General features: G+C 40.1%; 26 protein-coding genes. 15 read left to right on the top strand and 11 right to left on the bottom strand.

What is annotated here, in order from left to right:
* The first annotated feature begins 128 nt into the window (after window positions 1-128).
* A complete protein-coding gene (locus ACPPVU_RS09815; RefSeq protein ID WP_426671522.1) occupies window positions 129-1,049 on the top strand; it encodes a glycoside hydrolase family 16 protein in 921 nt (306 codons plus the stop codon).
* Window positions 1,050-1,134: 85 nt separating this feature from the next.
* Here the strand turns inward: ACPPVU_RS09815 and ACPPVU_RS09820 are convergent, their stop codons facing one another.
* The gene (locus ACPPVU_RS09820) at window positions 1,135-1,776 is read right to left on the bottom strand and encodes a DUF2306 domain-containing protein (RefSeq protein ID WP_426671523.1); all 642 of its coding nucleotides are present in this window, start codon (window positions 1,774-1,776) and stop codon (window positions 1,135-1,137) included.
* Between the two features lie 183 nt (window positions 1,777-1,959).
* On the opposite strand from ACPPVU_RS09820, the gene ACPPVU_RS09825 reads away from it, so the two are divergent.
* The 3 genes from ACPPVU_RS09825 to ACPPVU_RS09835 are packed head-to-tail and all read left to right on the top strand — an operon-like array spanning window position 1,960 to window position 4,935.
* Window positions 1,960-3,186 carry an acyltransferase family protein gene (locus ACPPVU_RS09825; RefSeq protein WP_426671524.1) on the top strand — a complete coding sequence of 409 codons (1,227 nt, stop codon included), beginning with the start codon at window positions 1,960-1,962 and terminating at the stop codon, window positions 3,184-3,186.
* Window positions 3,187-3,203: 17 nt separating this feature from the next.
* Window positions 3,204-4,250, top strand: coding sequence for a sensor histidine kinase (locus tag ACPPVU_RS09830; RefSeq protein ID WP_426671525.1), 1,047 nt, complete (start codon window positions 3,204-3,206; stop codon window positions 4,248-4,250).
* Window positions 4,240-4,935 carry a LytR/AlgR family response regulator transcription factor gene (locus ACPPVU_RS09835; protein WP_426671526.1) on the top strand — a complete coding sequence of 232 codons (696 nt, stop codon included), beginning with the start codon at window positions 4,240-4,242 and terminating at the stop codon, window positions 4,933-4,935. Before ACPPVU_RS09830 ends, ACPPVU_RS09835 begins: the two co-directional genes overlap by 11 nt.
* A gap of 259 nt (window positions 4,936-5,194) precedes the next feature.
* Here the strand turns inward: ACPPVU_RS09835 and ACPPVU_RS09840 are convergent, their stop codons facing one another.
* Complete coding sequence (locus ACPPVU_RS09840; protein ID WP_426671527.1) at window positions 5,195-5,524, bottom strand: MmcQ/YjbR family DNA-binding protein; 330 nt, start codon at window positions 5,522-5,524, stop codon at window positions 5,195-5,197.
* Window positions 5,525-5,596: 72 nt separating this feature from the next.
* A complete protein-coding gene (locus ACPPVU_RS09845; RefSeq protein WP_426671528.1) occupies window positions 5,597-5,947 on the bottom strand; it encodes a response regulator in 351 nt (116 codons plus the stop codon).
* A 182-nt stretch (window positions 5,948-6,129) separates the two neighbouring features.
* On the opposite strand from ACPPVU_RS09845, the gene ACPPVU_RS09850 reads away from it, so the two are divergent.
* Window positions 6,130-6,903 carry an enoyl-CoA hydratase/isomerase family protein gene (locus ACPPVU_RS09850; protein ID WP_426671529.1) on the top strand — a complete coding sequence of 258 codons (774 nt, stop codon included), beginning with the start codon at window positions 6,130-6,132 and terminating at the stop codon, window positions 6,901-6,903.
* A gap of 166 nt (window positions 6,904-7,069) precedes the next feature.
* Window positions 7,070-9,715 carry a PAS domain S-box protein gene (locus tag ACPPVU_RS09855; protein ID WP_426671530.1) on the top strand — a complete coding sequence of 882 codons (2,646 nt, stop codon included), beginning with the start codon at window positions 7,070-7,072 and terminating at the stop codon, window positions 9,713-9,715.
* A 100-nt stretch (window positions 9,716-9,815) separates the two neighbouring features.
* Here the strand turns inward: ACPPVU_RS09855 and ACPPVU_RS09860 are convergent, their stop codons facing one another.
* The 3 genes from ACPPVU_RS09860 to ACPPVU_RS09870 all read right to left on the bottom strand — a co-directional run bounded on the left by ACPPVU_RS09860 (window position 9,816) and on the right by ACPPVU_RS09870 (window position 12,277).
* Window positions 9,816-10,898 (bottom strand): winged helix DNA-binding domain-containing protein, encoded by a 1,083-nt coding sequence (locus tag ACPPVU_RS09860; RefSeq protein ID WP_426671531.1) that lies wholly within the window; start codon window positions 10,896-10,898, stop codon window positions 9,816-9,818.
* A 6-nt stretch (window positions 10,899-10,904) separates the two neighbouring features.
* Window positions 10,905-11,201: a chaperone modulator CbpM gene (locus tag ACPPVU_RS09865; protein ID WP_426671532.1), complete on the bottom strand. Its 297-nt coding sequence runs from the start codon at window positions 11,199-11,201 to the stop codon at window positions 10,905-10,907.
* A gap of 155 nt (window positions 11,202-11,356) precedes the next feature.
* Window positions 11,357-12,277 carry a DnaJ C-terminal domain-containing protein gene (locus tag ACPPVU_RS09870; protein ID WP_426671533.1) on the bottom strand — a complete coding sequence of 307 codons (921 nt, stop codon included), beginning with the start codon at window positions 12,275-12,277 and terminating at the stop codon, window positions 11,357-11,359.
* 181 nt (window positions 12,278-12,458) lie between these two features.
* Between ACPPVU_RS09870 and ACPPVU_RS09875 the strand changes: the two genes are divergently transcribed.
* Window positions 12,459-12,653 (top strand): hypothetical protein, encoded by a 195-nt coding sequence (locus tag ACPPVU_RS09875; RefSeq protein WP_426671534.1) that lies wholly within the window; start codon window positions 12,459-12,461, stop codon window positions 12,651-12,653.
* Between the two features lie 20 nt (window positions 12,654-12,673).
* A complete protein-coding gene (locus ACPPVU_RS09880; RefSeq protein WP_426671535.1) occupies window positions 12,674-13,228 on the top strand; it encodes a PRC-barrel domain-containing protein in 555 nt (184 codons plus the stop codon).
* 372 nt (window positions 13,229-13,600) lie between these two features.
* Here ACPPVU_RS09880 and ACPPVU_RS09885 read toward each other — a convergent pair whose 3' ends face one another.
* A complete protein-coding gene (locus ACPPVU_RS09885; RefSeq protein WP_426671536.1) occupies window positions 13,601-14,515 on the bottom strand; it encodes a helix-turn-helix domain-containing protein in 915 nt (304 codons plus the stop codon).
* Window positions 14,516-14,655: 140 nt separating this feature from the next.
* On the opposite strand from ACPPVU_RS09885, the gene ACPPVU_RS09890 reads away from it, so the two are divergent.
* The 5 genes from ACPPVU_RS09890 to ACPPVU_RS09910 all read left to right on the top strand — a co-directional run bounded on the left by ACPPVU_RS09890 (window position 14,656) and on the right by ACPPVU_RS09910 (window position 17,958).
* Window positions 14,656-16,215 carry a DHA2 family efflux MFS transporter permease subunit gene (locus ACPPVU_RS09890; RefSeq protein ID WP_426671537.1) on the top strand — a complete coding sequence of 520 codons (1,560 nt, stop codon included), beginning with the start codon at window positions 14,656-14,658 and terminating at the stop codon, window positions 16,213-16,215.
* Window positions 16,216-16,228: 13 nt separating this feature from the next.
* On the top strand, window positions 16,229-16,576 hold the full coding sequence (locus tag ACPPVU_RS09895) for a YciI family protein (protein ID WP_426671538.1): 348 nt from the start codon (window positions 16,229-16,231) through the stop codon (window positions 16,574-16,576).
* 134 nt (window positions 16,577-16,710) lie between these two features.
* A complete protein-coding gene (locus ACPPVU_RS09900) occupies window positions 16,711-16,914 on the top strand; it encodes a hypothetical protein (RefSeq protein ID WP_426671539.1) in 204 nt (67 codons plus the stop codon).
* Window positions 16,911-17,345, top strand: a complete 435-nt coding sequence (locus ACPPVU_RS09905) for a PIN domain-containing protein (RefSeq protein WP_426671540.1) — start codon at window positions 16,911-16,913, stop codon at window positions 17,343-17,345. Before ACPPVU_RS09900 ends, ACPPVU_RS09905 begins: the two co-directional genes overlap by 4 nt.
* Window positions 17,346-17,589: 244 nt before the next feature.
* Window positions 17,590-17,958, top strand: coding sequence for a hypothetical protein (locus ACPPVU_RS09910; RefSeq protein WP_426671541.1), 369 nt, complete (start codon window positions 17,590-17,592; stop codon window positions 17,956-17,958).
* A 46-nt stretch (window positions 17,959-18,004) separates the two neighbouring features.
* Here ACPPVU_RS09910 and ACPPVU_RS09915 read toward each other — a convergent pair whose 3' ends face one another.
* Window positions 18,005-18,781, bottom strand: coding sequence for an NUDIX hydrolase (locus ACPPVU_RS09915; RefSeq protein ID WP_426671542.1), 777 nt, complete (start codon window positions 18,779-18,781; stop codon window positions 18,005-18,007).
* Between the two features lie 175 nt (window positions 18,782-18,956).
* Between ACPPVU_RS09915 and ACPPVU_RS09920 the strand changes: the two genes are divergently transcribed.
* Window positions 18,957-20,927, top strand: coding sequence for a glycoside hydrolase family 3 protein (locus tag ACPPVU_RS09920; RefSeq protein ID WP_426671543.1), 1,971 nt, complete (start codon window positions 18,957-18,959; stop codon window positions 20,925-20,927).
* A 19-nt stretch (window positions 20,928-20,946) separates the two neighbouring features.
* Entirely contained in the window at window positions 20,947-21,321 is a 375-nt protein-coding gene (locus ACPPVU_RS09925; RefSeq protein ID WP_426671544.1) for a hypothetical protein, read from the top strand.
* 68 nt (window positions 21,322-21,389) lie between these two features.
* On the opposite strand, the gene ACPPVU_RS09930 is transcribed toward ACPPVU_RS09925, so the two are convergent.
* The 3 genes from ACPPVU_RS09930 to ACPPVU_RS09940 are packed head-to-tail and all read right to left on the bottom strand — an operon-like array spanning window position 21,390 to window position 26,648.
* A complete protein-coding gene (locus tag ACPPVU_RS09930) occupies window positions 21,390-22,313 on the bottom strand; it encodes an NADP-dependent oxidoreductase (RefSeq protein WP_426671545.1) in 924 nt (307 codons plus the stop codon).
* A 48-nt stretch (window positions 22,314-22,361) separates the two neighbouring features.
* The gene (locus tag ACPPVU_RS09935) at window positions 22,362-22,862 is read right to left on the bottom strand and encodes a cupin domain-containing protein (protein ID WP_426671546.1); all 501 of its coding nucleotides are present in this window, start codon (window positions 22,860-22,862) and stop codon (window positions 22,362-22,364) included.
* A 57-nt stretch (window positions 22,863-22,919) separates the two neighbouring features.
* A complete protein-coding gene (locus tag ACPPVU_RS09940) occupies window positions 22,920-26,648 on the bottom strand; it encodes a hypothetical protein (RefSeq protein WP_426671547.1) in 3,729 nt (1,242 codons plus the stop codon).
* Between the last annotated feature and the right edge of the window lie 18 nt (window positions 26,649-26,666).

Here is a 26,666-nt window from a genome sequence, read left to right on the forward strand (position 1 = left end):
GGAATGTGGCACGGCGCCTGCCAGGCCCCGCAGCCAGATCGTTAACGATAATGGCGTTGTGGCATGATTCTTAGATATGTGTAGCCGTACAACTCGATTGTGTATTTAAAAAATTAAATAAATTTACCATGTCAGTCCAAACTAAACTTTATTTCGTTATAGCTATCACAGGGTTGGTAGCTTTAGGCAGTTGCAGTAAGCCGGGTATCGGGAATACCGGTAAGAATAATGATAACGTACCCGTTAACACCATGAAAATAAACCCGCATACAACAGCAGCGACTTGTGATTTTGATGTTAGCGACACTACCCTAACTAATCACGGCTGGAAAAAAGCCTTCGATGATGAATTTACAGGAGATCTTTCAAACTGGCACGTCCTGAATGGCGGGATGCACGGTGCATTACAGTGTAATGAACCGGCAAACGCACAAATAGTGAATGGGGCTTTGCAAATCACAGCAAAGCGTGAGACGGTTACCGGGCCAAAGACAATAGGTAATGATACTACTGCAACGTTTGATTTTACTTCGGCGTGGCTTACCTCAAAGCAATCTTTTTCAGCTAATAGTACGACGCCAAGGGTTCGCCTGGTTGCAAGGATAAAAATAGCCACGGGCTATGGGGTTACTTCGTGGTTCTGGACCTACGGTACCGGGGTATGGCCTACAACCGGCGAAATCGATTGCGTCGAAGCACAAGGCAACACTACCAACATGTATTCAACTGACTATTCATATGGTACAACGCCTGGTAAAAGTTTGGTTACTGGTAGTCTTTTATATAATCCTGCTACAGTGGACCTCTCGGCTTGTTACCATGTGTACACTATGGAGTGGACGCAAAATTCACTTAATTCCTACCTTGACGGAAATTTGGTTGAAATGAAAACCACAGACAACCACGTAAGTAATCTTTTTGGTACATCACAGATTCTTTCGTTAACTGTACCTGTTGGGGGCTGGTTTTATGGGACCCTGAATCCAGCTAGTATACAATCCGGGACAATGTATGTTGACTATGTGAAGGTGTTTACTTCAAACCAATAAACCGGCCCGACTAAGTGTACCACTTGGCCGGATAACGAGAAGCCTGTTTGAAATACATAGCCAAGCCAGAGAGTGCTTGGCTTTGTTATTTAACGGGCGACGGCACAAGTGTTTGCACTCTTTTCCTGATAATAAGTTCAGCAATGAGCAGGTTTGGCACCCATGACAGCCAGGATATAATACGATAACCCGGGAGGAAATCGCCGTGAAATACCCCGAACTGCAATAAAGGCATGTATATGCGTAGGGTAACTGCTGCAAAGGTGAGGGCATAGTTGCGTATCATCCAGTTTTCGTGCTGTTTGATGTCTCTTTTAAGTATGCTGGTATAGGCTCTCATAATGGTATAAAACCAAATAACAGCTAGCGTGCCGAAGCCCAGGGTACAAGCAATGCCACCGGTGGCGAACAGGGCGATATAAAAACCGGCTATACTGCTCAGCATTACAGAGCCAACATAGATCTTTCCTATCGTGCGGTGCGTATTCAGGTACCGGTTGCGCAAATTCTTGCTAAACTGTGTCCACCCGGTTAACAGTGCTATACCGCCAAAAGTGATATGGATATAAAATGCAGTATGCCATACCACGTTTTCCAATAATTCTTTGGTTTTGCTCGACCATAATCCCTTGCCATGCATATCTGTAAAATAATACACAAGCGGGTATAAACCTATCGCGATAGCAAAAAAAGCAAATGGTATCCAGGGCAAGTTTTTTAGTTTCATATACCTTAAGGTTTGGAAATCAGTACTATTTGTAAATCAGACTATGCGGACTCAAAAAATGTTACAATAATAAGGAGTAAAAAAGTATAGTTATCTGTCCATAGGTCAACGGAAATCGTCCGGTGGTCAAAAGATTTTTTCCAATCGGGGTATCGGTGGTTCCTTTACATAAAAATCACAACAATGGAAACCTCACAACGACAAACTTACCTGGATTGGTTAAGAATAATATCCATACTGGGTGTGCTATTTTTTCATTCGGCAATGCCCTATGTGGCCGAGGATGGCTGGCATATCAAGAACCACGAGACCAGCAACCTGATGATGGAATCGAACCATTTTTTGCACCTTTTTCGCATGCCGCTGCTCTTTTTCATTTCGGGTACAGTAAGCTTTTACATGATGCAGCGGCGATCTACTTTAAGCTTCATCGGTTTACGCTTCCGCAGGCTGTTCATACCGCTTTTGGTGGGCATATTCATTATTGTTCCGCCGCAGATCTATATGGAAAGATTGGCGCATGGATACCAAGGCAGCTTTTTAGACTGGTATCCAAGTGTATTTAAATTTGTCCCATATCCAAAGGGCGGCAGTTTTAGCTGGCATCACCTTTGGTTCATCGCTTACCTGTTTATTTACGATTTGATATTTGCACCAATGTTTGCGTGGCTGATATCGCCTAAAAGTGACGGATTTAAAGAGAAACTTGCTGCATTAGCCAAAGGCAAATGGGTTTATCTGCTGATGTTGCCCGGAATTATCTGGTTTGCTTTGCTGAGCCAGGACTTGCCCGAAACCAATGACCTGATACATGACGGCTGCTACTTCGTTTACTGGTTATTATTCCTATTGGCAGGATTTATCTTTATACTGCAACCTAAGCTAATGGACAGCCTGGAACGCAACCGTCGTTTTGCATTGACCATCGGTTTTTTAAGCCTGATGATGTGGGAATATATGCGTTGGAATAAGGTTGAACCCGGGTATATTAATTGGCCATTTCACGATGGCGTATTCAACTATTTGTTTATAGCATTAAGGCCAACAATTGCCTGGGGATGGGTACTGGCATTAGTGGGATATGGCAAACATTACCTGAACCGCACGCATAAGATTTTGAATTACCTCAACCAGGCTGTATATCCATTCTATATCCTGCATCAAACGGTGATCGTGCTGATAGTTTATTATATCGTTCAGGTGCCTAATGAGAGTATTTTATCCAAGTATATTTATACCGTTGGGATCACCTTCTTTGTAAGTGTGCTGATTTATCATTTGTTGATACGACCTTATGCATTAACCCGGTTTTTATTTGGGATGAAGCCTAAGGATAAGCCTAAACCTAAACCAGTGATGAAAGTAGAGAATGAGGATGAAGTGAAACCTGTTATAGTGCTTTCGGCATAAAATAGTAATTTAACGATATGAAATTCTTTCAGAAATATATATTCCCTGCTGTGTACGGCCTGTTGGTATACGCTACCATCAGGCTGCTACACGATACGGACGTTGGCGAGCATTTTTGGGAAAGGCATTTTTATATCAATGCGGTCGAAGTGGCTTGCACTATAATAGTAGGATATATAGCGATATCGCTTTTTGAATGGCTTTTTAAATATTACGACAGGCGCTGGCCGGTACAGTTAAGCTACCGGGGCGTGGTAAGGGAACTTTCGATATTGATAGGTGCAAATCTAGTATTGGTAAATATAGTGTTCGTTCCGATGGATATGTCGCTGCACCTGGACTGGAAACCATGGTACATATCCTGGGCTGATGTGGCTGACATTAATATGATCCCGACTTTATATGCAATTGTTTATTATGGCATAGCCCGGAGCAGTTCGTGGTTAAGGGCTTATGTAGATAATAAAGTTCAGCTGGAAAAAGTAACCAACGAGCATTTGGAAACGGAGCTGAAATTTTTGAAGGCGCAGTATCATCCGCATTTTTTGTTTAACGCGCTTAATACTATTTATTTCCAGATGGATGAAGATAAAGAAGGCGCAAAACGGAGTATAGAGAAATTTTCAGAGCTGTTGCGTTATCAGCTATATGATCAGCAAAAACAAGTGCCTGTGATGCAGGAGATAGAATACCTTCAAAGCTTTATCGAACTGCAAAAGATACGCAGTACCGATAAGCTAAAACTAAAGGTCGACTTTGACAAGCAATTGAATGGCCAACTGGTTTATCCTTTACTTCTTTTGCCGTTGGTTGAGAACGCCTTTAAGTTTGTTGGCGGCGATTATGAAATGCTGGTTGCGGCCAAGGTTGAAAATGGGCACATCGAGTTTAAGGTCGAAAACTCAGTGCCCCAAATAAAGCAGACTGAACCAAAAGCCGGAGGCATCGGACTTGAAAACCTGAAGCGCAGGCTCGACTTGCTTTATCCCGGCAAGCATTCATTAAATTTAGAGAACTGCGGCAATCATTTTAAAGCAGAATTAACCCTAGAATATGAGCGATAAGATCAGTTGCATTATTACTGACGATGAGCCTTTTGCACGAAAAGGTTTGCAGGGTTATGTAGAGAAGATCGAGTTTCTTGATCTGAAAGGTACTTGCGAAGATGCATTGCAATTGAGTAATATGCTGCAACAGCAGCCGGTCGATCTGCTTTTCCTCGATATACAAATGCCGCACATCACAGGTGTTGAATTTTTAAGAGCTTTGCGTAATCCACCTAAAGTAATATTTACCACTGCATTTGAGCATTACGCTATACAAGGGTTCGAGCTGGATGTGATGGATTATTTGTTGAAGCCGATATCCTATGATCGCTTCCTGAAAGCTGCATGGAAAGCCAGGGATTATTTCGCGATCAGGGAACAGCCAAATAACATCGCCCCTTATATTTTTGTGAAAGCAAATGGCAAACTTGAAAAGATCACTTTTGCCGATATCTTATTTATTGAAGGTATGGAAAACTACGTGGCCATTTATCTCGAAAATAAAAAGATCATCACCCATGCTACCATCAAGTCGCTGCTTGAGAAGCTGCCGGGAAACCAGTTTATCCAAAGTCATAAATCTTATGTAGTGGCAAAGGATAAGATCGACTCCATCGAGGGTAATACACTCCATGTGCAAAGCTACCAGGTGCCGGTGAGTAAGTATTTAAGGGAAGAGGTTTTGGGAAAGATTGTGAAGTAGGTTGCGATGCAATCGCTAAACCATATTAAGCACTCGTCACAGACAAACCGTGTACCCATATCTATATTTCTCCAGAAAAGCTGCTCCCCTTGGAGCTAAATGTTGGTAGAAGAATAGTAAAATGATTTTTGCGCCTTAGGTGCAATACGTGAATATTCATTTTGAATAAATATGGCTAAAAATATATTGCACCTTGCCCTCACTGGAAAATTAAATAAGCAGGGCTATAGTGGTTGTATAACGTAGATATATTTAATCTTTAACTTTTTGAAGTTTTTACAGATGCATTTTGCCAGGCTGTATGTATGGCATCCTGCAGCATATCCGGGCGTACTTTGGAGAGTTCGATGAAAGTGGCGCCCTTAAGTCCCCATTTATTGGGAACAGGGTAAAATATAGCAGGATCAAAAGAATTGAACACCGACTGATCAATGAGTGACAGTTGAACCATCATGCGTTGCTCAGAAGGCCATAAAGAAGCAAAGGTTCTTTTATCTTTTATTTTGAATGCATTACGACCAAAATGATCATACTCTTCCGTCTCGGGTAAGGATAAAGCAATTTGCCGCGCGGTTTCAATATCAACCATATTTTTATAATTGGTATTCAGTTCTTTAAAAAGTAAAAATAGCTAAGAAATTCTGAAAAGAATCGCAGTTTACTATTTGGCAAAACGTTTAATAATTTCGATCAGGCTATCAATATTGAAAGGCTTTTCGAGATAGGCATCTGCATTGCATTTTATTGCAGTATTTGGCAGATCGGGCATAGCTGAGGTTAATATTACCGGGATGCCTTTTGTGGCGTCGTTGTTTTTTAACTGCAGACAAAGTGCACTTCCTCTTACTTCAGCCAATTTATCGTCCATTAATATAACATCAGGTTTTATCGTATCAAGTAAATCTAATGAACTTCCATCCGGGCAGGATACCACCTCGTGCCCGTCATCTTTCAAAATGAAGTCCATGATTTCTTCTATGTCGCGATTATCTTCAATGACTAGTAATTTCAAATCTATAGTTTTAGTTAATTAATTATATTATTACAATAATAGCAAGTAATTATGAAATTTAGATGAATTAACTGTGTATCAATATATTTTATTAATAAATATGCTCTTAAGGATATGACTGTTGTATGATTGCTGAAATCTGTCGATATTGGCAGTATTATCCTAAATGATCCAATTTTATTATGCCTGAAAATTCTAATGGAAATGTAAAGTCGAGCCTGAAAGATGGCGTTAATACGATCAGTTTCTATCATCCCGCACAAAACTCATTACCGGCACAGCTTTTAGACCAGCTTTGTGTTGAGATAGAAAAGGCAGGAAATAATACGAATACAAGTATAATCGTATTAAAAAGTGAAGGAGACCGTACGTTTTGCGCCGGGGCAAGTTTTGATGAATTGGTGCAAATAAAAGATAAAGCAGCCGGTGCCGAATTTTTTTTTGGCTTTGCAAAGGTGATCAATGCTTGCCGTAAATCGCCGAAGATCATTATTGCACGTATACAAGGGAAAGCCGTTGGAGGCGGGGTAGGGCTTGCAGCAGCAGCGGATTATTGCCTGACGACAGAAGCGGCATCCATAAAACTGAGCGAGTTGGCTATTGGTATTGGTCCCTTTGTGATATCACCCGCTGTAATACGCAAAATAGGCCTGCCCGCATTTTCTCAGCTCACTATCCGTGCTATAGATTTTCAAACCGCTGCATGGGCTAAAGAAAAAGGACTTTATAACGAAGTATATCCAGATATCATCAGCATGGATGCTGCCCTTGATCAGCTTTCGCAAAAGCTTGCTTCTTATCATCCCGAAGCATTGCATGGCTTAAAGCAAATATTATGGGAGGGAACAGAAGACTGGGATACCTTGCTTGCAGAACGTGCTGCTATCAGCGGCGAACTGGTACTGTCGGAATTTACCCAACAGGCCCTGAAAGACTTTATGGAAGGCAAAAGATAATCTAACATTCTCATACCTATGACATTATGTCCAGCTATTTAGCTTCTGTTATATTATTTGTCTATTTAATTCTAACTTTAACCCCAATTTTAGTTATAATTAAATAAGGCATTGAAATCTAGATCAAATATTATCGTTATTATACAATTTTCAAGTTTATTTTTTTATGACTGATCGGCAAAAAGATAGGTTTATTGCAGTGATCTGCTGCATAGCTATAGCCGTAGGGACTATTGTTATGCTTGGCTGGGTATTTAACATGCCTGGCCTGAAGCAAATCGTGCCCGGGTTTGAATCGATGGTGTTTAACATGGCTTTTTGTTTCGTCCTGTTCGGAACATCATTATTGCTCATACTGCATCGAACCAAATTTAAAACTATCATTTTTTTTATCCTTTCGCTCTCTTGTACTCTGATCGGTCTGATCTCCCTGTTCCAGTTTCTTTTTCATTTTAATAGTGGCCTTGACCAGCTATTTGTAAAAGACAATACAAAAATATCCAGCATTCACCTGTTTCCTGGTCGTATGGCCTATAACGCAGCCGTTAATGTTTCCCTGCTTGGTCTGGGTTTTTTAATGCTTACTGTTAAGAACAGGGTAATGAATTTAATAGCCCAATACTTGTTGCACGCAGTTACAATTTTATCAACTGTCGCATTGATCGGCTACATGTACGGAGTGTCATTATTTAATTCGCTGTTTTATGTGAGTTCAATGGCGGCACATACAGCAATTCTTTTTTTTATTTTATCAATTGCTGCTTCCATTTATAATTCTATGATGGGTGTTCCGTATTTGTTGACCGGAACCCGGATAGGCAACCTGGTGGCCAAACGGCTTTTTATCCTGATGCTCATTATGGTGATCTTGTTCGGGCTTATAAGGATACAAATACAGCATTATCAGCAATTTAATTTAAATACAAGCATATCGTTACTGGCCATTTGTTTTTTATTGGTAAGTATGATCATTATATGGAGTACGGCCAGCTGGCTGAACAGAATAGATGAAAGGCGATCGGCTGCTGAAGAAGAAGTAAAATTAATGAATGCTGAACTTGAGAAAAGAGTAAAAGAGCGGTCGGCCGAGTACCAGAAAAGCGAGGAGAAATACCGTTCGCTGATCGAACAAGCGTCAGATGCTATTTACATGATTAACATTGACGGGAGTTTTACCGATGTGAATGCCAGCATGTGTAAAATGATGGGCTATACACGCGATGAATTGCTTCAATTAAACGTTAGGCAGATCGTTGATCCGGAAGAGTTAAAGTATGATCCATTGCCGACAGTCATACAAAATCCTGACCGGTCCGAATTTCGGGAAAGAAGATTTATGCGTAAAGATAAGCATGTATTCCCGGTCGAGATCAACGTAAAAATGTTTTCGGGCAATATGATATTAGTAATTGCGCGTGATATCACCTATCGTAAAAAAATGGAAACGGAGCTTCGGGATGCAGAGCTAAAATTCAGGACTATGGCCGAAAAATCAATGGTAGGTGTTTACATTGTTAAAAACGGCAAATTTATTTATGTAAACCCCAGGTTTGCAGAAGTTTTTGGTTACGCACCTGAAGAATTAACGGATACTGTGCCGATAGAAACAATTATTCATGAAAGCTACCGCCATATTACAACAGAGAATGTGCGGAAACGTATAACTGGCGAGGTGGAAAGTGTTCATTATGAGGCGATGGGCCAAAAGAAGGATGGCACAACTAATTGGGTTGAATTTTTCGGGAGCAGGGCGATAATTGATAATGAGCCTACCATTATAGGTTCGATGATAGATATTACTAAACGTAGAAAAGCGGAAGAAGAGCTAAGATCATCTGAACAGAAATATAAATTGCTTTTTGACAGTAACCCGCTTCCGCTATGGATGATATCCAAAGACGACCTGTCTATTATTGCGGCAAATGATGCTGCTGCCAGCTTATATGGCTATACTAAGGAAGAATTGCTGCATATGAATGCCAGGACATTTAGAACCGCAGAAGACAGAGAAAAGCAATTAGAGGGCTATAAAGAGAACTTGAACACCACCACGGACTCACGTACTATAAGACATATAAAAAAGGATGGCACGGTGATGGTTGTTCAGATCATTGCTAATGATATTATACTTGAAGGCAGATCGGTAAGGCTTTCATTAACGAACGACATTACGGAGAAACTTAAAGCTGAAGAATCGCTTCAAAAATCAGAGGCTAATTTGCAAACGATCCTTAAATCAACTGATACAGCCTACGCTTTATTTGACCTGGACTTAAAAGCGCTTGCATTTAATCAGAAAGCTATTGAATTTGTTGAAGAGCAATATCAACGCACTCCGCAAAAAGGCGATAGTCTCGCTGATTTTTTTCCGGCCGAAAGATTCTCCCAGTTTCTCAATTTTATTAAAAATGTGATAGCCGGGAAGCATATCAGCTATGAAGTGGATTATCTAAAAAATGACGGGTCGACAAGTTGGTACGATGTAAGATTATCACCCATTACCAGCGATAATCATAAAGAGACATTAGGTATGCTGATGGCCTTTTACGATATAACCGAAAGGAAAAATGCAGAGCAAAGCCTCAAAAGTGCATATGAAAGTATACAAGACCATATCAACAGTATAAAGGAAATGGCATGGAAACAATCGCACCTTATCCGCAGTCCTTTAGCCAACCTGAAAGCTCTTTCTGAAATGCTTAAAGCTTATCCTGGCGATGCTGAAGTGCTCAAGCATTTTCAAGCAGAACTGAACCGTTTGGATAATATCATTCATGAAATGGCCGAGGAAGCATCAGGGCACGACGATTAGGAAAAACCTTACGAAGATTTTAAGAACTCATATGGTTTTCCTGTAATAAAATCTCTAGTGTCAAGTCAACAGTCTTTAGTCGTAAACGAGGTATTTGCGTTTAACGAATATGTAATTTTACGTCCTTCACCCCTGAAAACTTCGCATAGCGTTTTGCTGCCGATGTTATTGCAGCCTGGTTTACTTTACTCAATGGCTTGAAGGGAATAACCTCAATATCGACTTTATTTGTTCCGATCGTACGTTTCCAAATAGCACAAATACGGCCGTTGATAATGATGGTGTGGTTAAAGATAGTACCCCGCGGATCGGCTTTGTTTATATCGGATGATTCTATAGACGCGCTGCGGTCTTTGTAGCTCACGATGTATTCGTCGTAATTTGGCAACAGAAAGGTGGTTGGGGTTTTATTTTCAGGGGCATCCAAACGTTCAGTAAACCAATAGGCATTACCATCTATTGTTTCGCTTGATAATTTATGCTTTACCATTTCGAGTCCCGTTTTGGCATCTACAACTGTTAGCCCACTCCACCAAACATAATCCTGCAAAGTGGCCGGACCGTGAGATGTAAAATAGCGTTCAGTAAGTGCAGCCAAAGCATCCTGGCGGTCTATCACTTTAGTAGAAGGTACACGTTCATCAAATAAAGTATAGGTGAATTGCTTACCCTGTCTGCCGCCGCTGCAAACCAGGCCGATAAGTTCCATTTGCATCATAATGTGGATGAAACGTAGTTCGTTTGTGGCTATCCCGGCTTGTTGCAAGACATCAGCTACCTCATCCCGCATTAACTGCTTGCTACCCTGTAATGCTAGTGCTATAGCCTTTTCGCTGTCCGAAAAAACTTTGTGATCTAATTGATGCTGTTTATAATAGGTACTTGCAGTTGCCTGCACCCTTGCTGATGTCAATTGCAGCATCCAGCGTATATCTTCAGGATGAACAAAATGCCAGGTGGGGCGCATTACATGGGTGCGGATGATGTCCCCATCGGTAAATGCTTTTTCGATCAGGGCATCAGTGGCACCCTGCAAACGCTGTGCTATGGCCCATTTAGCGCCCGAATAATCCTGCGCCTGTATGGCGCCCATATAGTATACAATATCAGCTGGATTGGTAAAAATAGGCGAGGCGAGGTGCTGGTTGAGCAAACGCTGTTCCCTGATGTCAGCAACTGTCATTTGCTATCAGTCTCCCTCATAAAGCCTTAGCTTGTTTTTTAATGTGCGCATATCCTCCTGGATGGATTCAAGCCTGTCCAGCAAATGAGTAATGGCTTCAATCCCGGCAATATTGATATCCAGATCATGGTGCATCCTAATCATTTTCTCCAGTTTTTGCAATTGCGTTTCGGGGATATATTCCGTCTTGTCGACAATAGTGATTTCCACCAGCCCGGCTTCGCGCAGCGAAGTGATAAAAGTATATTCCACCTGGTGCCAGGTACAAAAATCATTGGTTGATATGAGGGTTGCTGTGGTCATGGTTTTTAAAATTCTAAATGCTATTTTTTTAAATTCTAAGCTCTAATTTCTAAATCCTAAATTCTAATTTCTAAACTCTAAATTATGATATGATTGGGGATTCTATAATTAAAGTTAACTCAATCAACCTAATCAACCCAATCCAACTTAATCAACTAACTTTCAGCTAATTGGGTAAACAACTCTTTCTGCTTGTCGGTAAGGTTGGTGGGTATCTGTACATCGTAAGTAAGATACAGATCGCCAAACTGATCAGGTTTTTTATAAACCGGGAAGCCTTTTCCTTTTAGTTTTACTTTGGTGCCGTTTTGTGTGCCGGGGGCGACTTTTAGTTTTACCTTGCCTGTTAGCGTATCTACCGTTATTTCGCCGCCAAGTACAGCGGTATATAAGTCGAGCTTTACGTTGGCATATAGATCGGCACCTGTTCTTTTAAAATTAGGGTCATTGGCTATAACGAAAGCAATATACAAATCACCAGCCGGCCCGCCGTTACTACCCGGACCGCCATGCCCGGCTATCTTTATCGTCTGCCCATTCTCAACACCTGCCGGGATGGTAATACGTATTTGCTTGCCATTTACAGTAAGCGTTTGTTTATGCGTTTCGGCTGCTTCTCTAAAGCCCAGGTGCAATTCGGCATTAAAATCCTGTCCGCGGTATTTTGCCTGGGCGCGACTGCGTCCGCCGCCGCCACTTCCGCCAAACATCTGCTGGAAAAAATCTGAGAAATCCCCGCCATCACCAAATCCCTCAAAACTTTCGAAACCCTGGCCTTGACCACCGCCAAAACCACTGTATTGCTGGCCGCGTTGCTGTTGTTGCCGGGCGTATTGTTCGTGCTCCTCGCCGTGCTGCCAGTTTTCGCCGTACTTGTCGTATTTCTTGCGTTTTTCCGGGTCGCTTAACACCTCGTTAGCCTCGTTTATCTGTTGGAACTTTTTATTTGCTTCAGTATCATTTGGGTTCAGGTCGGGATGAAACTTGCGGGCCAGCTTGCGGTAAGCCGCTTTTATATCTTTTTCGGTAGCGTTTTTATCAACGCCGAGTATCTTGTAATAATCAATAAAGGCCATATCCGGGTATGTGTACTACCTAAACCCCTAACCAGCGGTTTAAGTTTTTGTAAGTATAAAAATAGCACTAATTACGGCAAGGAAAATATGATAATGAGCCGATTGTAAATTATCTTGTTTAAAAAAAATACAAAACTTATTGCCTCTCACTTGTTTATAAGATACATCATCTATTAAAAACATGGCACATTTAGAAGTGAAACCCAGGAACCGCAGCAACTGGTGGCTTTGGCTGATCATCGTGATCGTAATCGTCGCGGCAGCTTATTATTTTTGGAGCAGTTATAGCGGTAGCGGTAAGATAGCCGTGACAAGCACCGACTCTACCAAAACTGTAACCACCACAGATTCTACGGCGACGCATCCTGCTAAATAAACCTATAACATCGAAAAATTATGGCACCGGAAGAAAAAATTGACCACCGCCTCGAAGAATTGCATCGTAGTGGTTACAAAATAGTAGACGGGCAGCCGGATATTACAGGCTGGAACATAAAAGCCCGCAGCGGTAAAAAAATAGGCAAAGTAGACGACCTGCTTTTTGACCCGCATTCGCACAAGGTAAGGTACCTTGTTGTCGACCTGGATAATAATGAATTGGGACTGAATGAGGACCGGAGGGTACTTGTCCCGATTGGAATTGCTGAATTGTATACTAAGGCTGATAGTAAGGAACCCCGCGAAAGGGACCTCGATCCTGCTTATAGCGCTTATGATCCGGCAGAAGGCGGCAATGTGGTTTACATACCATCGGTTAGCGCCCAGCAGTTGGATGAATTACCGTTATATGAAAAAGGCAGGCTTTCGCGGCACGTGGAGATGGCTATCCGCAGGATTTTAGAGCCGCAACGTCATAGTGCATACGACGAAGACGAGTTTTATCGTCATGAACATTTTGATGATGATAGGTTTTATGAACCTCACCGCCATCACCATAGTAAAAACAGGTAATGTTAATTTGACTAATATGAAGCGGATGACGGGAGTTGTCCGCTTTTTTTGTAGCAATGCGATTCTTCATATCATATATAGTTTCCCGTCTCTGTTGGGTTTAAGTTAACCCATAAAATTTTAAGGTATATAATTGCACCCGGGAGCAATTTCGATATCACCAAACGTTCCTATGGAACGTAAAAACGGCTTACTTGACTAATTTCTACCAACCAAGCGTCCCTACAGGACGCTTTCTTATACTCTTCGGCCCATCGGGGTGTTTGGTTGGTAGAAAAAATGGACACATGCAAGTGCGTTCCATAGGAACGCTTGGTGTGATCCCGATTTTATGGGTTAACTTAAACTGTTGGGAGACCCTGCGGTAATAAACTATTTTTGAACACTTGCCAGCCGGGACATCACGGGAGATAAACCGGTGTATTTTTTAAAGAAGTTGGCGAAGTAAGCCGGTTCTTCAAAGCCAAGGCCGTTGGCTATCTGGGCGATGCTCCAGTCGGTATGCTTCAATAAAGCGTAGGCCTCTATTAAAACACGTTCGGAGATATGCTGGGTAGTGGTTTTTCCGGTGATTTCTTTGATCGACCTGTTCAAGTGGTTGGTATGCACCGCAAGGCTTTGCGCATAATTATTGGCTGTTTTTAGTTTAAGAAATTGCTCGGGCGAATCAATCGGGAACTGCCTTTCCAATAGCTCCAAAAATAAGGTGGTGATCCTTGCCGCGGCACTTGTATTGGTTTCATAGGTGGTCACCGGCGCTATCTTTAAAGCCTCGTGCATGAGGATATACAGATAGTTTCGCAGCAGGTCGTATTTGTAGACATAATCTGAATCCATTTCTTCCATCATTTTCCCAAGCGTTGCCGACAGAAATGCTAACTGGGCTTCATTTAAAAACACGATGTGGCTGCCGCCCACCTGAAACAGCGGAAAATCCTGCAGTGCACCTTTATACTCGTGTGATTCGATAAAAGCTTGTGTAAATAAGCAGAACCAGCCTGTTTGCGGGCCGGGCCCTGGTTCCCAGAACGAGGGTACCGAAGGACTGGAAAACACCAGTGCGGGCCGGTCTATAGTTACCCATTTATCCGCGTAATGCATTTTTCCATTGCCAATGACCAGCGCTATTTTATAAAAATCGCGCCGGCTGAAAGACCATCTGTTATCGCAGGCCATTCGCAAAAACACGTTAAAATGACCCTGACCCGTATTGTTCTCGGCAAATACTTTTTGATTCGGGACGGGGTAGCGTTGGTAAAATTCTTCGAGTGTTTCCGTGATTAACATGGTATAAAGGTATAAATATTTGATTATTATAACCAAATGTGACTTTTTGATGATTGAAAAATATACAAATGTTTGAAAATTATAAATATCTGCTTGAATACTATAAATAGAAAACAAATAGCCGCTTCTACTTTTGCATCATGGAAACCGGTTTTAGAAAATGGATAATTGTTGTCACTATCATTACTTCTACAATTATCGAGCTGATTGATACTACAATAGTAAATGTATCTATTAATACAATGAGCGGGAATTTAGGTGCATCATTAGAAGATACTGCCTGGGTTATTACTTCTTATGCCATAGCCAACGTAATAATTATCCCGATGACCAGCTTTTTAGCAGAAAAGATTGGTCGGAAGCAGTATTATATAGGGTCTATTATTTTATTTACACTTGCCTCTGCCATGTGCGGATTTTCTCATAATTTATGGGAATTAGTAGGATTTCGTTTTATACAGGGCATTGGTGGTGGTGCTTTATTATCTACATCACAATCTATTCTGTTTGAAACCTTCCCGGTTAAAGAACGTGGAACAGCAAGCGGGATATTTAGCTTAGGTATTATTATTGGTCCATCTATAGGTCCTGTGTTGGGCGGATACATCGTGGATAATTTATCATGGCAATGGATATTTTACGTAAATATCCCTATAGGATTAATGGCTGCAATATTATCTTATGCATATCTCAGACCTTCTACAAGATCCACTGATGGGCGAAGTATCGATTGGTTGGGGATTTTCCTGTTGGCAATTGGTATTGGTTCATTGCAGATCGTTTTAGAAAGGGGCGAAACCGATGATTGGTTCTCCGCAACCTATATACTTGTTTTGAGCATCATCGCCGGTATTGCATTGTTAATACTGATATGGTGGGAACTGCGCATCAAATACCCTGTTATCAATTTGAGGGTTTTAAAAAGCACTACTTTGTCAATTTCGGCCATTATGACCTTTGTACTTGGATTCGGGCTTTTTAGCGCGGTCTTTGTTTTTCCACTATATGCCCAACGTGTCATCGGTTATTCTGCATTTCAAACCGGTACGATGCTTTTACCGGGGACATTAATGGCTGCAATGATCTCGCCATTCCTGGGAAAAATGTTACAAAGTGGGCTCCGTCCGCAATACCTGATCATTACAGGATTTGGTTTGTCCGCTATTTTTGGATACCTGATGTCCGGCTCAAATTTGGAGACAGGTTCTGCCAGCTTTTTCATTCCATTGTTATTCAGAGGTGTAGGTGCCGCATTACTGATTGTTCCCCTTACTGCATTAGCAGTATCAGAGCTTAAGCCTGCAGATATCCCGCAGGGAGCAGCCCTTAATAATATGATGCGCCAAATGGGCGGTTCCTTTGGAATAGCCATGATAAACACCTATATCGCGCATAGGGCCGCTGCCAACAGGACGGCTTTAGTCACCCATATTACTTCGTCTGACCCGGCTACTCACGAAAGAATACAACTGGGAATAAGGAATTTTATGGCACATGGGGCCAACTATATGAGGGCTGTCCAGCAAGCTCTGGGTGCTTTGGAAGCCACTGTGGCTAAACAAACATTTTTGTTGAGTTATATGAACGCCTTTTTGTTACTGGCTATCATGAATGCTGCTTGTATTCCTTTGGTTATCATAACAATAAAAAAGAAAACCGCTCAAAAATCGGACGTTAAAATGACGATACCAGACCATTAAATCATTAAAGTACATGACTGACAACATTAATCACTATAACGGACCTCATTATGTTCAGTTAACCCTTGAAAAAAATAGAAAGGTTAAACATGCCTGCTCGTCCTCAATCGACTTAAGCCATCTTCAATATTATCAGCGGCTGCAAAAAAAAGGGAAAGTAATATGCTATGGGGCGGCTATGAACCAGCCGGCAGCTTGTATTATACTTTTTGTCTCTTCAGCAGATGATTTTGAACAGATCATATTGAACGATCCTGCATTAAAATCCGGTGCATTTAAAATCCAAAGTGTAATGCCCTTTATAAACAATAGGGCTGTAAGTATACCCGTTAAGGCGCTACACGAAATGTCCGAATTATAAAAACCAATGGTCGTTGTAAAGCTTCAATTATAAATTGCCTTGATTATTCAATATTAGCATGTTAGAATAAGCATTAACCTTTCAGCTTATAAATACTGTGATTTCCGTATTAATAATTTTAGTATTTTTGTTATATGGTAATTGAACGAACAAATAACGAGATCATATTCCGCTTACCTGCCGATATTGATATTGCCGGATTGCAACGGATAGTTAATTACCTCAAATATAAAGAAGCCATCAGAAAAAGCGAAGGTACAGAGGAACAGGCTAATAAACTGGCAGATGAATCCAAAAAGCGTTGGTGGGCCGAAAATAAAGGCAGGTTTATAAAGTGAAATTAATAGTTGATACTAATATAGTATTTAGTACGCTGTTAAATCCCCATTCTGCGATTGGGGAAATTTTGATGAACATCCAGGATGACTTTACATTCTTCGCACCTGAACTTCTTAAAGAAGAATTAAAAAGATACGCTCTGAAAATAGCGGCTTATTCCAAACTTGATCAAAAAGCTTTATTTGATATTGAAGCCCTAGTTTTATCAACTATAAATTTTGTTTCAGAAGAATTAATCAGTGAGCAATCATGGATTCAGGCTTTTGCTTTGACAAAAGATATTGATGAAGACGATACCCCATTTATAGCGCTCGGGATTGAACTTAACGCTAAATTATGGACAGGCGATAAAATACTCTCCAAAGGTTTAGCTAAAAAAGGTGTAGAGATTATCATTACAACTGCCGATTTGAAGAAAATTGTTAAATAAAGGCTTCCTGGGCATTATCACAAAGTTGTTTTTTTGGGTAGATTATTCGAAAGGCCCTGCGCCAGTTCAAGCGTCTGCGCTTGAACTAAAACAATTTAAGCGTCCACGCTTAAATAACATAAGCGTGAATTAGTCGCAAGCGAACTTGAATGGGCGTGGGAAAAAGCTCTGAGTGAAAACTCGGTTTTTTTTGCTTCCTCGTAACGTGTATTCAAATTTATGCGTCTTATAAAAAACTCAAAATATGAAAAGAAAAATATTCATTACGGCAACGCTGATAGCTTGTTTTGCCGTTTGCCTGGCAGCTGTTGCCGGCCTTGCGGGTAAATGGAAAGGTTCGTTAAAAGATCAAGATGGCAACGATCACCAGTTCCATCTTGTTCTTAATACTAACGGGGAAAAGCTCATGGGTACAGCCCAGGCGGAGGGCGAGCCTTTAGCGATCAATGACGGCAAAATCAGCGGGGATAATTTTTCGTTTAATGTTAAGGACAATGATGGGAATGTTATACCGGTTGATGGGAAATATATTGCAGCCGGCGACTCTATTTCCCTCAATTTTACAGAAAACGCCATGAAACATCATGTCACTTTTGTCAGGGACGGTCAATAAAAAGGCAATACTTTTTATAATAATATGCTGTTTGCGTTGACCTAGGTCACGCCAAAACCAATCCCTCTTTCAACGCCTGGTCGTAAACTTCTGTGTTGAACCTGTAAAAGGTGGGGGAACGGTGGGCGCCTATGTTTTTTTTCTCGTCTAATTTTTCCAGTAAGCCCAATGCGATCAGTTTATTGGGGAAATTGCTCGGGTTTAATTTTTTACCGATCATGGTTTCATAGAACGCATGGATATCCTTCAAGGTGAATTTTTCTGGCAGCATATTTTTCCCTATCGGGAAATGGTACAAGTGCACCCTCATGGTAAGTAATGCCTCTTTAACCATTGCATCATGGTCAAATGCTAACTCTGGTAAATTATCGATTGGGAACCAGGCGCATTCGCTGGAAAACACGTCCGCTTCAGGCGATGCGTTTGAAATATCAGTGATAGCATAAAACCCTATTGAAACGGTATGGTCCATCAGCCAATGATCCTCCTGTATCTCTATTCCGGTTAAGTCGGCGAATTTTTGTTTATCAAACTTTTCATACAAATTTCTTCCCGGGTCGCCAAAGGTTTTAAATTGTTTCAGGAATAAGTTTTTGATGCCTGTGCGTTCCTGCGTGATCCGTCCGGCGGCTTCATCTAACTTTTCTCCCCTTTTAACAAACCCTCCCGGCAGGCACCAATCGATAATGATCTTATTTTTTACAAGCAGCAATTTCAATTGCTGGTCGTGATAACCAAAAATTGCACAGTCGATGGTTAAGAAAGGCAGATAGTGTTTATATCCGTCTTTGAAAAAATCCTGTAGTTCTGTAAGGCTTTTCATTTTAACCGTGTAAAAATATATTTATTAAATTTTAATAAATGTACGAAAAAAGATTTTACCTTTATTTATTAAATTTTAATAAATGACATTGGCTAAGGTCGGAAACCGACCATTAGTAACTGTAAAACAAGCAGTAACAATATTAAAAGCCTGATTAAACTAAATTATTTAACGCATGAGAATTAACAAACCAATTTCGTACGCAGCAGGGGCAGGGGCCCTGTTAGCGGTACTTGCTTTCGCCAAAGGCCGGGTCGAAAACAAACTTTCCCCTGAAGTAATTGCTGAGTCCAGCCTGGTCCGGACGGATGGGAACATTACCTATCGCGATCTGGACAAAAATGGTAAGCTGGATGTTTATGAAGATGCGCGTCAGCCTATTGAAGACCGCGTGCAGGATCTGCTTAAAAAAATGACCCTCGAGGAAAAAGCAGGCATGATGTTTTATTCGCCTGTAAGAGTTAATGCTGATGGGACGATTGAAGATAAACCAGCTACGGGTTTGTTAGCAAGTCTTTCACCAGTTGGGGTTAATGAGATAGACAAGCGCCATATTACACACTTTAACCTGTTTGTTGTGCCAGCGCCTGATACTTTGGCCATGTGGTATAACAAGATACAGAAATACGAAGAAAAAACGCGTTTAGGTATTCCGCTTACTATCGCTTCCGATCCGCGTAATCAAAACAGCGCGGGTATTTTTGCGATGTCGGCTAAAACTTTTTCTATGTGGCCTGATCCCCTGGGATTAGCCGCTATTGGTGATGAAAAGGAGACGGAACATTTTGCTGATATTTCGCGCCAGGAGTATTTGGCCACTGGTATCAGGCAGGGTTTGCACCCACAGATTGATTTATCAACCGAACCACGCTGGCCGCGCATAGCAGGCACATTTGGAGAAGATGCAGCGCTATCATCACGTATGACTGCTGCCTACATAAAAGGCTACCAGGGCGAAAAGCTGGGTGCTAACAGCGTTGCCATGATGACGAAGCATTTTCCCGGTGGCGGTCCTCAAAAGAACGGACTTGATCCACACTTTGATTTTCAGAAGGGTGAGGTTTATCCGGGTAATAATTTCAATTATCATTTAATTCCGTTCGAAGCTGCTTTCAAAGCAGGCACGGCGGCTATTATGCCTTACTACGGTGTTCCGATGGGACAAAAAGATGTACCGGAAGTAGGTTTCTCTTACAACAAAGCCATTATCACTGAACTTTTACGCAAGAAATATCATTATGACGGCGTGGTTTGTACGGATTGGGGTTTGGTGACCGACTCGAAGCTAGGTACAATCAATTTTCCGGCAAGGGCATGGGGTGTTGAGAACCTAAATACTGAAGAACGTGTGCAAAAAATTATCGATGCCGGTGTTGATCAGCTTGGGGGTGAAAACCTGCCTGATGTAATTATAAAACTGGTGAAAGACGGTAAAGTGAGTGAAAAACGCATTGACGAGTCGATCGTTAGGTTATTGCGTTTGAAATTTGAGCTTGGCCTTTTTGATAATCCTTTTGTTGACGAGAAAAAGGCGGCAGCAATAGTGGGCAGTCCGGAATTTATGAAGGCCGGTGAAGATGCTCAACGCAGATCGCTTACCTTATTAAAGAATGATGGACATGTATTGCCATTGGCGCCAAATAAGCTGAAAATCTATATCAAAAACATCAACCCAAAAATTGCGGCTGAGTACGGGACTGTTGTAAGTGATCCGAAACAGGCAGATATTGCCATTATCAGGTTGCAAACACCAAACTACCCAATACCTGAAGCTAAAGGCAACTTTATAGCACAGATGTTCCATTGGGGCGATCTGGACTTTAAAGGTCAGGCATTGCAGGATATTCTTGACCTGGAAAAAACTGTGCCTACCGTAGTGGATATTTATTTAGACCGCCCTGCGGTGATACCCGAGATCAGCAAAAATGCCAAGGCACTTTTCGCCAACTTCGGTTCAAATGACCGTGCGTTTCTTGATGTGGTTTTTGGTAAGTATAAACCGGGAGGCCATTTGCCTATAGAAATGCCATCGTCAATGGAAGCAGTACGCAATCAGAAAGAAGATATGCCTTATGATTCCAAAGATCCGCTATACAAATTTGGATATGGCCTGAGCTACAAAATAACAGATACAAATCAATTATAAATATCAAATCAAATTAAAAATGAAAAAACTGACCTTAATTTTAACAGTAGTTGTTGCACTATTTCTTTCGGTAAAAGCAAGTGCCCAAACAAAAGATTATTTCCCTGGTAAATGGGATGTAGTTGTAGCTGGTACGCCTAATGGCGATGCTAAGATGACTTTCGTATTGGAACGGAAAGATGGTAAGTTAGGAGGTGCCGTACAGGATTCGACCGGCAAAGAGTTGACCAAGATCACTCAAATTGACGAAAAAGATAAAAGCATAACAGCAGCTTTCACTATCCAAAGCTATGACGTAAGCCTTACGCTTGACCCTGTTGATGATGACCACGTTAAAGGCAGCCTGATGGGCATGTTTGATGCGAAGGGTGTACGTGTAAAAGATGGTAAGTAATTAACAACCCCACACATTAATTTATTTACCGCATCCGGCATTGCCGGATGCGGTTTTTTGTTAAATGCTTATTCGCTAACTACCAGCACTACTTTGCCATTTAGGCCTCCGGCGGAAACCAGGTCTTGTGCTTTGGCGGCTTCTTCCAGCTTCATTACTTTGGCTATCTGGATTTTAATTTTGCCTTCTTCTACCAGTTCAGCGCCGAATTCGAGCTTTTTATGGGAGGGTTCTGATGACATGAACTTGGCGGTAATATGGTACTGATTAGCCATGTCCTCAGACGGTGGCATAACCGCACTTAATAGTTTGCCACCTTTTTTAACTACCTGGAAGGATTTGGTTTGTGTTTCGCCACCGGCCAGGTCTATAACGAGATCTACGTCTTTTACTAGGCTGGTAAAATCCTGTTTTTTGTGGTCGATCACGTCATCTGCGCCTAACGATTTTGCCAGTGCAACACCATCACCTGATGCTGTGCCGATAACATAAGCGCCCAATGCCTTGGCCATTTGAACCATTATACTACCCACACCGCCTGCTGCACCATGTATCAATACTTTTTGCCCGGCTTTTAGCTCGCCCCCCTGTACTAAAAATGTATAGGAGGTAACTAATGGAATGACCAGTGATGCTGCTTCATTCAGGTTCATATTTTTTGGGATCAAAGCCGTATTATCTTCTTTAACAGCTACGTACTCGGCGTAAGTGCCGCCAGAATTGCCGGCAAATACTTTGTCACCAACTTTTAAACGGGAAACGCCGCTGCCTATAGACTCAACAGTGCCGGAAGCATCTGACCCGGGTACATAGGGCATATTTATAAGTATCTGTCCTTTAAACATCCCCGAGCGTAATTTCATATCGAAGGGGTTAACGGTTGTGGCTGCTACCTTAATTAAGATCTCATTTTCTTTTGGCTGGGGTTTATCAACCTGGTTTAAATGGATAACACTGGAATCCCCATAATCGGAATATTGTATGGCTTTCATTGTTCGTTTGTTTAAATGTTTAAACCTGTGATTGGCGGGAATGTTCTCTCAATCAAGATAATCAGGCGGAAAAGCTTTTTGACCGTATTTTTCAAGTACTGCGATCAGTTTTTTCATGGATTCAGGGTACATGGGAGGGGGTGGCAGAAATTCGCCTACAGCAACGGGCTGGCCTAATTCCATGAACATTTCTTCCAGTCCGGCAGGAACAACCGTGCAAAGCAGATGAGCCATTTGATCAGTCTTATTTTTAAAGGCGTGTACAATTCCACCTTTGGGAATAACTATATATGATCCTTTTTTGGCGATGTAAGTGCCGGCTTCTGATTTAACTTCAACTTCCCCGTCTACCACGTAAAAGGTTTCCTGGATATCGGGGTGCGCATGCGGACCGGGGCCGCCGCCCGGTGGAACCATCATATCAATGGTAGCAAATGCGTTACCGGTTTGTTTCCCGGTAGCCAATATGCGGTAAGTATTACCTGCTACAGATACAGTTTTTCCTTCTTGTGTCCCTACTGCGATAGGTGGCTGTTTTTGATCTTCCATAGTTGATGAACAGTGTTGAAGGTAGGAAGTTTTTAAATGTAATTGGAGTACTCGATATTAAGAAAGTATATTGTACACTCTAATAATATCTTTCTCTATTTTAGTTTTGCGACGAACATAATTTTTATCTTCTAATTGCTTAATTATTGATTGGTTTGTATTAGTCAATGGTAATTTAGTTTGTTTACCATGAATATTTAATCGGCTATACGGATGACCCATCTGCTCGATAAGCTCTTTAATCTGTATATGAGACCAATCGCGTAAATACTTTTCAAATAAAATTATTTGGTTTTTCAATGTGGCTGATTTGAATATCTCATTAAAAAACTCCCAATTCAGAGATTGATAGGGAAGATTGGCATAAAAATCACCTATTAATATTGCTAATTCATTATTCTTTGCTAAATGCTCATGGGTCAGCTCTGTAATTAGTTGTTTTTTTTGTTCTGTGGATAAATTTGAGGATTTAAGTAAATAATTAAATTCATCTAGTTCCAACAGGAATTCCCCTGATTTTTTTTGATAATCAACTATATTGACTTCCACAAGTTCCTTTATCTGATTTGAGAAATTTTTTCTCAACAGCTCGAACATTTCTTTATTGAGCCTAATTATTCTATGTTTTATCAATCCGGACAACTTAATCTCAGATAGATTTTCAACGGACAATTTTCCAGGATAATGGTATGGATTGGAATCTAATAAATTTAAGTACGCTGCGTCGTTGATTCCATTTGTAGTTAGGAGCTGTTGTGAGAATTTATGATAGATATCTATCGACTTATTTGTTCCTATAGTGAATTTTATTCTTTTCAATATATGATAAACATTGTATTGACTTAAATATGCAATTAGTATTTCATCCAATAAACCTGTTTTTTCAAAATAAGAAATCACATTATACCAGCTAATAAAAATCTTATTCTCTTCAAGTAAATTGGCCCAAATGTCCTTGTCTGAAACGGAAGTAATTAATTTGACATAAGCTTTTTGTTGTCTAATGATACTTAGCTTTTGATCATGAGAAATTATAGTTGTGACTTTATTGAGTATCCATATAATAGTTTCCTCTGACTCTTCTGTGTTTTCTGGCGACATTATCAATATAGAATTGACATAGTCATCTAAATTTTCCTCTATATAATTTAATAACTCTGGAACATCTGAAGAACGAATGGTGGTGAGATTTGCTTTGTCAATTTGATAATTAGAGATTTCTCTTGTTGATTTTTGTCGCAATATCAAAGTAATCATATCTCTATTAATCTTATAACAATTGTTTTTATATATGTAATCAAATAATGGCTGATTCGCTTCTGCTTCTTCAATTTTAACAAATTTGATATTTAGACTTTTAATGAGATTTTCAGCAATTGTCAATTCGCTATTCTCTTTAAAATAAATCATAAAATCAGCAGATGAAGCAACAAAGTTTGAAATGCAATTATTTATATTAAACCGATTTAAATCTTCTGATGTACCAAATCGGCTAATAAATCTAAGATGCTCAATAACTCTTTCTTTTGTATAACCAGAGTCCTTAACAATGTATTCACCTAATCTATTCCAACTTTTAAATATGCTTCTGATGAAGGGTGCGCTGGTGACAAAGCGGTCGATATAGACATCATAGAAATTCATTGCCCGCTTGATTTCATTATTAAATTGACCCATTAAATTTTCTAAATGAATCTTATATTTAGTAGGGTGTTCTGCAATATAATTTGCGAGCTGAAAATTTAAAATTACTTCTTCTTTGAAATCTTCAGGTGTTAATCTCTCCAAAAGTTTTGCTATTTTGGTTAACTCAAGATCAAATGCTTGGTTTTCACGATTTGCAACACTCAATGCAAAATTTGCGTCATTGATACTTAAACTCCCTGGATAGAAGTAAGATATTAAATACAAATAGTTTTCATTGATATAGCCATTTCTAACTAAATAAACCAAAAGATTTTCTTTCGAAAAATCATTGTCGAATTCATTGAGTGCTGAAGCCTCTTTATTTAAGAGTTTACTAACCGTAAGACCTCGAATTTCATGAATTTCTCTCTTTAAGGTCGAAATTTTTTCCTCAATCTTCTTTGTGCCATTAGCAATATGCTCTTTTAAATCAGCCTCTCGTTCTAAATAAGTAAACTCTGGATTAACCTTTTTCTGAATATCATTAAAAGATTTTCCTGTATTTGTGTTTTGGTTTCTACTGTAAATGTTATTAAAATAATAATAACTAATATCGGTTTGATTGGTTAACCAAAGAAAATCTTGATCGTCATCCCGTATAACTGGAAGCGCTTTTTGCTGGCCATCCACAACCAAACCCAAAGCAGTGGGATGACCGCTAAGCATTTCAACAAGGTAACTAGATCTTAATTCGTTGATAGTCAAGTGACATGACTTTTCAATATCAATTAATTTGCGCTTTTCATTATCAAGCTCTGAATTTTTTCTTGCTATGAATTTCTCTTTAACTCGCCCTATGTCATTAAAAACGTTATACAAAATGCCATCATGGTGATGTAATTTCGCGAAATCATTCGGGTACATGTTTTTATAGACTATCATTGCAAACAATTGATCGTCTTTTAATTTGATATTGTTTAATGTTGACCTATAAAGCATAAACTCATTATAGATATTCTTTAAGGCTCTCATATCATCGATATATAAAGTAACGTTACTCAAAAAATTTTCCTTTATATCGATTTTCGAGCCTTCATGAAAAATCTTTTCATGCATTTGTTCGTAAGAATTGGATGAATTAATCACAGGAATGACAGGGATGATGAAATCAAAAAATTTCGTTCTTGTTTTATCTTTAAACATATCATCCTTTATGGCGTAAACAAACGTGACTTTTCTAATAATTTGATCAGCGTTATTGATCAATAAATTCATTTCTCGCAGTTTTGTAAAAATTTCGGGATCGTTAAAACGATCTAGGTCTTCTATAAAGATTACGTTAAATCTTGTTACCTGAAAAAAATATAAAATCTCATCAAGGTGTTTGTTCAGAATAGAGGTTTCGCTTTTGGGGTCCAATTCCACCTCTCCTTTAATTAAATTAATCTTGTTAAATTTCGAAGTGTTTAAAAGCCTAAAAACGAAGGCACTTAAATTGACAATTGCAGGAATTGAAAACAAAATGCCTATATATTTAGGCCAGTCGCAATAAGGTTCATGTAAAAGGGTATACCAAGCGAATGTGTCATAAAATGCTGGGAAAAGTAATAAGGATATACCCAAAATTGTCATTAGAACGACTATAACATAATAGGTCATTCTCCATCTACTAATTTTTTGGATTCGATTAAAACGTGAGTCAGGAATGGCTTTACCCTTAACCCTATAGAACATTTGCTGTAATATACTTAGCTCTATAAGTTGATGCCTGTCTTCCGCTGAATTCGGCGATGTCGACCCAATCAAATTAGTCGGGAGTGTTTCATTTTCAGTTATTAATACAGCTTCATCCTGAAAGGAGGCTAATGAAATTTTTAAGTAACTATATTTAGGAAATTTTTTCTCAAAGGTTCGGAGAATACTGCTTTTACCAGAACCGTATGGTCCGGAGAGCGCAATATTTTTCACATTTGGATTCTGTAATCCCCAATTCAGCGCCTCCAAATAATTCTGACTTTGTTTAACATCATCTACCGGTGTTAAATCTTCATATCCATTTGAATTGAGTGAGTCTTTCCCGGATTCAATTTTTGGGTTCAGATATCTTATTTTTTTTGATATAAAGTTGAATGGCTGAATTAAAGCGGACCTGATATTCATCGATAAGCACTTAGGTAA

This window comes from Mucilaginibacter sp. McL0603 (assembly GCF_049992945.1).
GTDB lineage: Bacteria > Bacteroidota > Bacteroidia > Sphingobacteriales > Sphingobacteriaceae > Mucilaginibacter.

Coding starts and splice junctions, on each gene's coding strand:
- ACPPVU_RS09815 (WP_426671522.1), top strand. CDS start 129: ATGTCAGTCCAAACTAAACTTTATTTCGTTATAGCTATCACAGGGTTG.
- ACPPVU_RS09820 (WP_426671523.1), bottom strand. CDS start 1,776: ATGAAACTAAAAAACTTGCCCTGGATACCATTTGCTTTTTTTGCTATC.
- ACPPVU_RS09825 (WP_426671524.1), top strand. CDS start 1,960: ATGGAAACCTCACAACGACAAACTTACCTGGATTGGTTAAGAATAATA.
- ACPPVU_RS09830 (WP_426671525.1), top strand. CDS start 3,204: ATGAAATTCTTTCAGAAATATATATTCCCTGCTGTGTACGGCCTGTTG.
- ACPPVU_RS09835 (WP_426671526.1), top strand. CDS start 4,240: ATGAGCGATAAGATCAGTTGCATTATTACTGACGATGAGCCTTTTGCA.
- ACPPVU_RS09840 (WP_426671527.1), bottom strand. CDS start 5,524: ATGGTTGATATTGAAACCGCGCGGCAAATTGCTTTATCCTTACCCGAG.
- ACPPVU_RS09850 (WP_426671529.1), top strand. CDS start 6,130: ATGCCTGAAAATTCTAATGGAAATGTAAAGTCGAGCCTGAAAGATGGC.
- ACPPVU_RS09855 (WP_426671530.1), top strand. CDS start 7,070: ATGACTGATCGGCAAAAAGATAGGTTTATTGCAGTGATCTGCTGCATA.
- ACPPVU_RS09860 (WP_426671531.1), bottom strand. CDS start 10,898: ATGACAGTTGCTGACATCAGGGAACAGCGTTTGCTCAACCAGCACCTC.
- ACPPVU_RS09865 (WP_426671532.1), bottom strand. CDS start 11,201: ATGACCACAGCAACCCTCATATCAACCAATGATTTTTGTACCTGGCAC.
- ACPPVU_RS09870 (WP_426671533.1), bottom strand. CDS start 12,277: ATGGCCTTTATTGATTATTACAAGATACTCGGCGTTGATAAAAACGCT.
- ACPPVU_RS09875 (WP_426671534.1), top strand. CDS start 12,459: ATGGCACATTTAGAAGTGAAACCCAGGAACCGCAGCAACTGGTGGCTT.
- ACPPVU_RS09880 (WP_426671535.1), top strand. CDS start 12,674: ATGGCACCGGAAGAAAAAATTGACCACCGCCTCGAAGAATTGCATCGT.
- ACPPVU_RS09885 (WP_426671536.1), bottom strand. CDS start 14,515: ATGTTAATCACGGAAACACTCGAAGAATTTTACCAACGCTACCCCGTC.
- ACPPVU_RS09890 (WP_426671537.1), top strand. CDS start 14,656: ATGGAAACCGGTTTTAGAAAATGGATAATTGTTGTCACTATCATTACT.
- ACPPVU_RS09895 (WP_426671538.1), top strand. CDS start 16,229: ATGACTGACAACATTAATCACTATAACGGACCTCATTATGTTCAGTTA.
- ACPPVU_RS09900 (WP_426671539.1), top strand. CDS start 16,711: ATGGTAATTGAACGAACAAATAACGAGATCATATTCCGCTTACCTGCC.
- ACPPVU_RS09910 (WP_426671541.1), top strand. CDS start 17,590: ATGAAAAGAAAAATATTCATTACGGCAACGCTGATAGCTTGTTTTGCC.
- ACPPVU_RS09915 (WP_426671542.1), bottom strand. CDS start 18,781: ATGAAAAGCCTTACAGAACTACAGGATTTTTTCAAAGACGGATATAAA.
- ACPPVU_RS09920 (WP_426671543.1), top strand. CDS start 18,957: ATGAGAATTAACAAACCAATTTCGTACGCAGCAGGGGCAGGGGCCCTG.
- ACPPVU_RS09925 (WP_426671544.1), top strand. CDS start 20,947: ATGAAAAAACTGACCTTAATTTTAACAGTAGTTGTTGCACTATTTCTT.
- ACPPVU_RS09930 (WP_426671545.1), bottom strand. CDS start 22,313: ATGAAAGCCATACAATATTCCGATTATGGGGATTCCAGTGTTATCCAT.
- ACPPVU_RS09935 (WP_426671546.1), bottom strand. CDS start 22,862: ATGGAAGATCAAAAACAGCCACCTATCGCAGTAGGGACACAAGAAGGA.
- ACPPVU_RS09940 (WP_426671547.1), bottom strand. CDS start 26,648: ATGAATATCAGGTCCGCTTTAATTCAGCCATTCAACTTTATATCAAAA.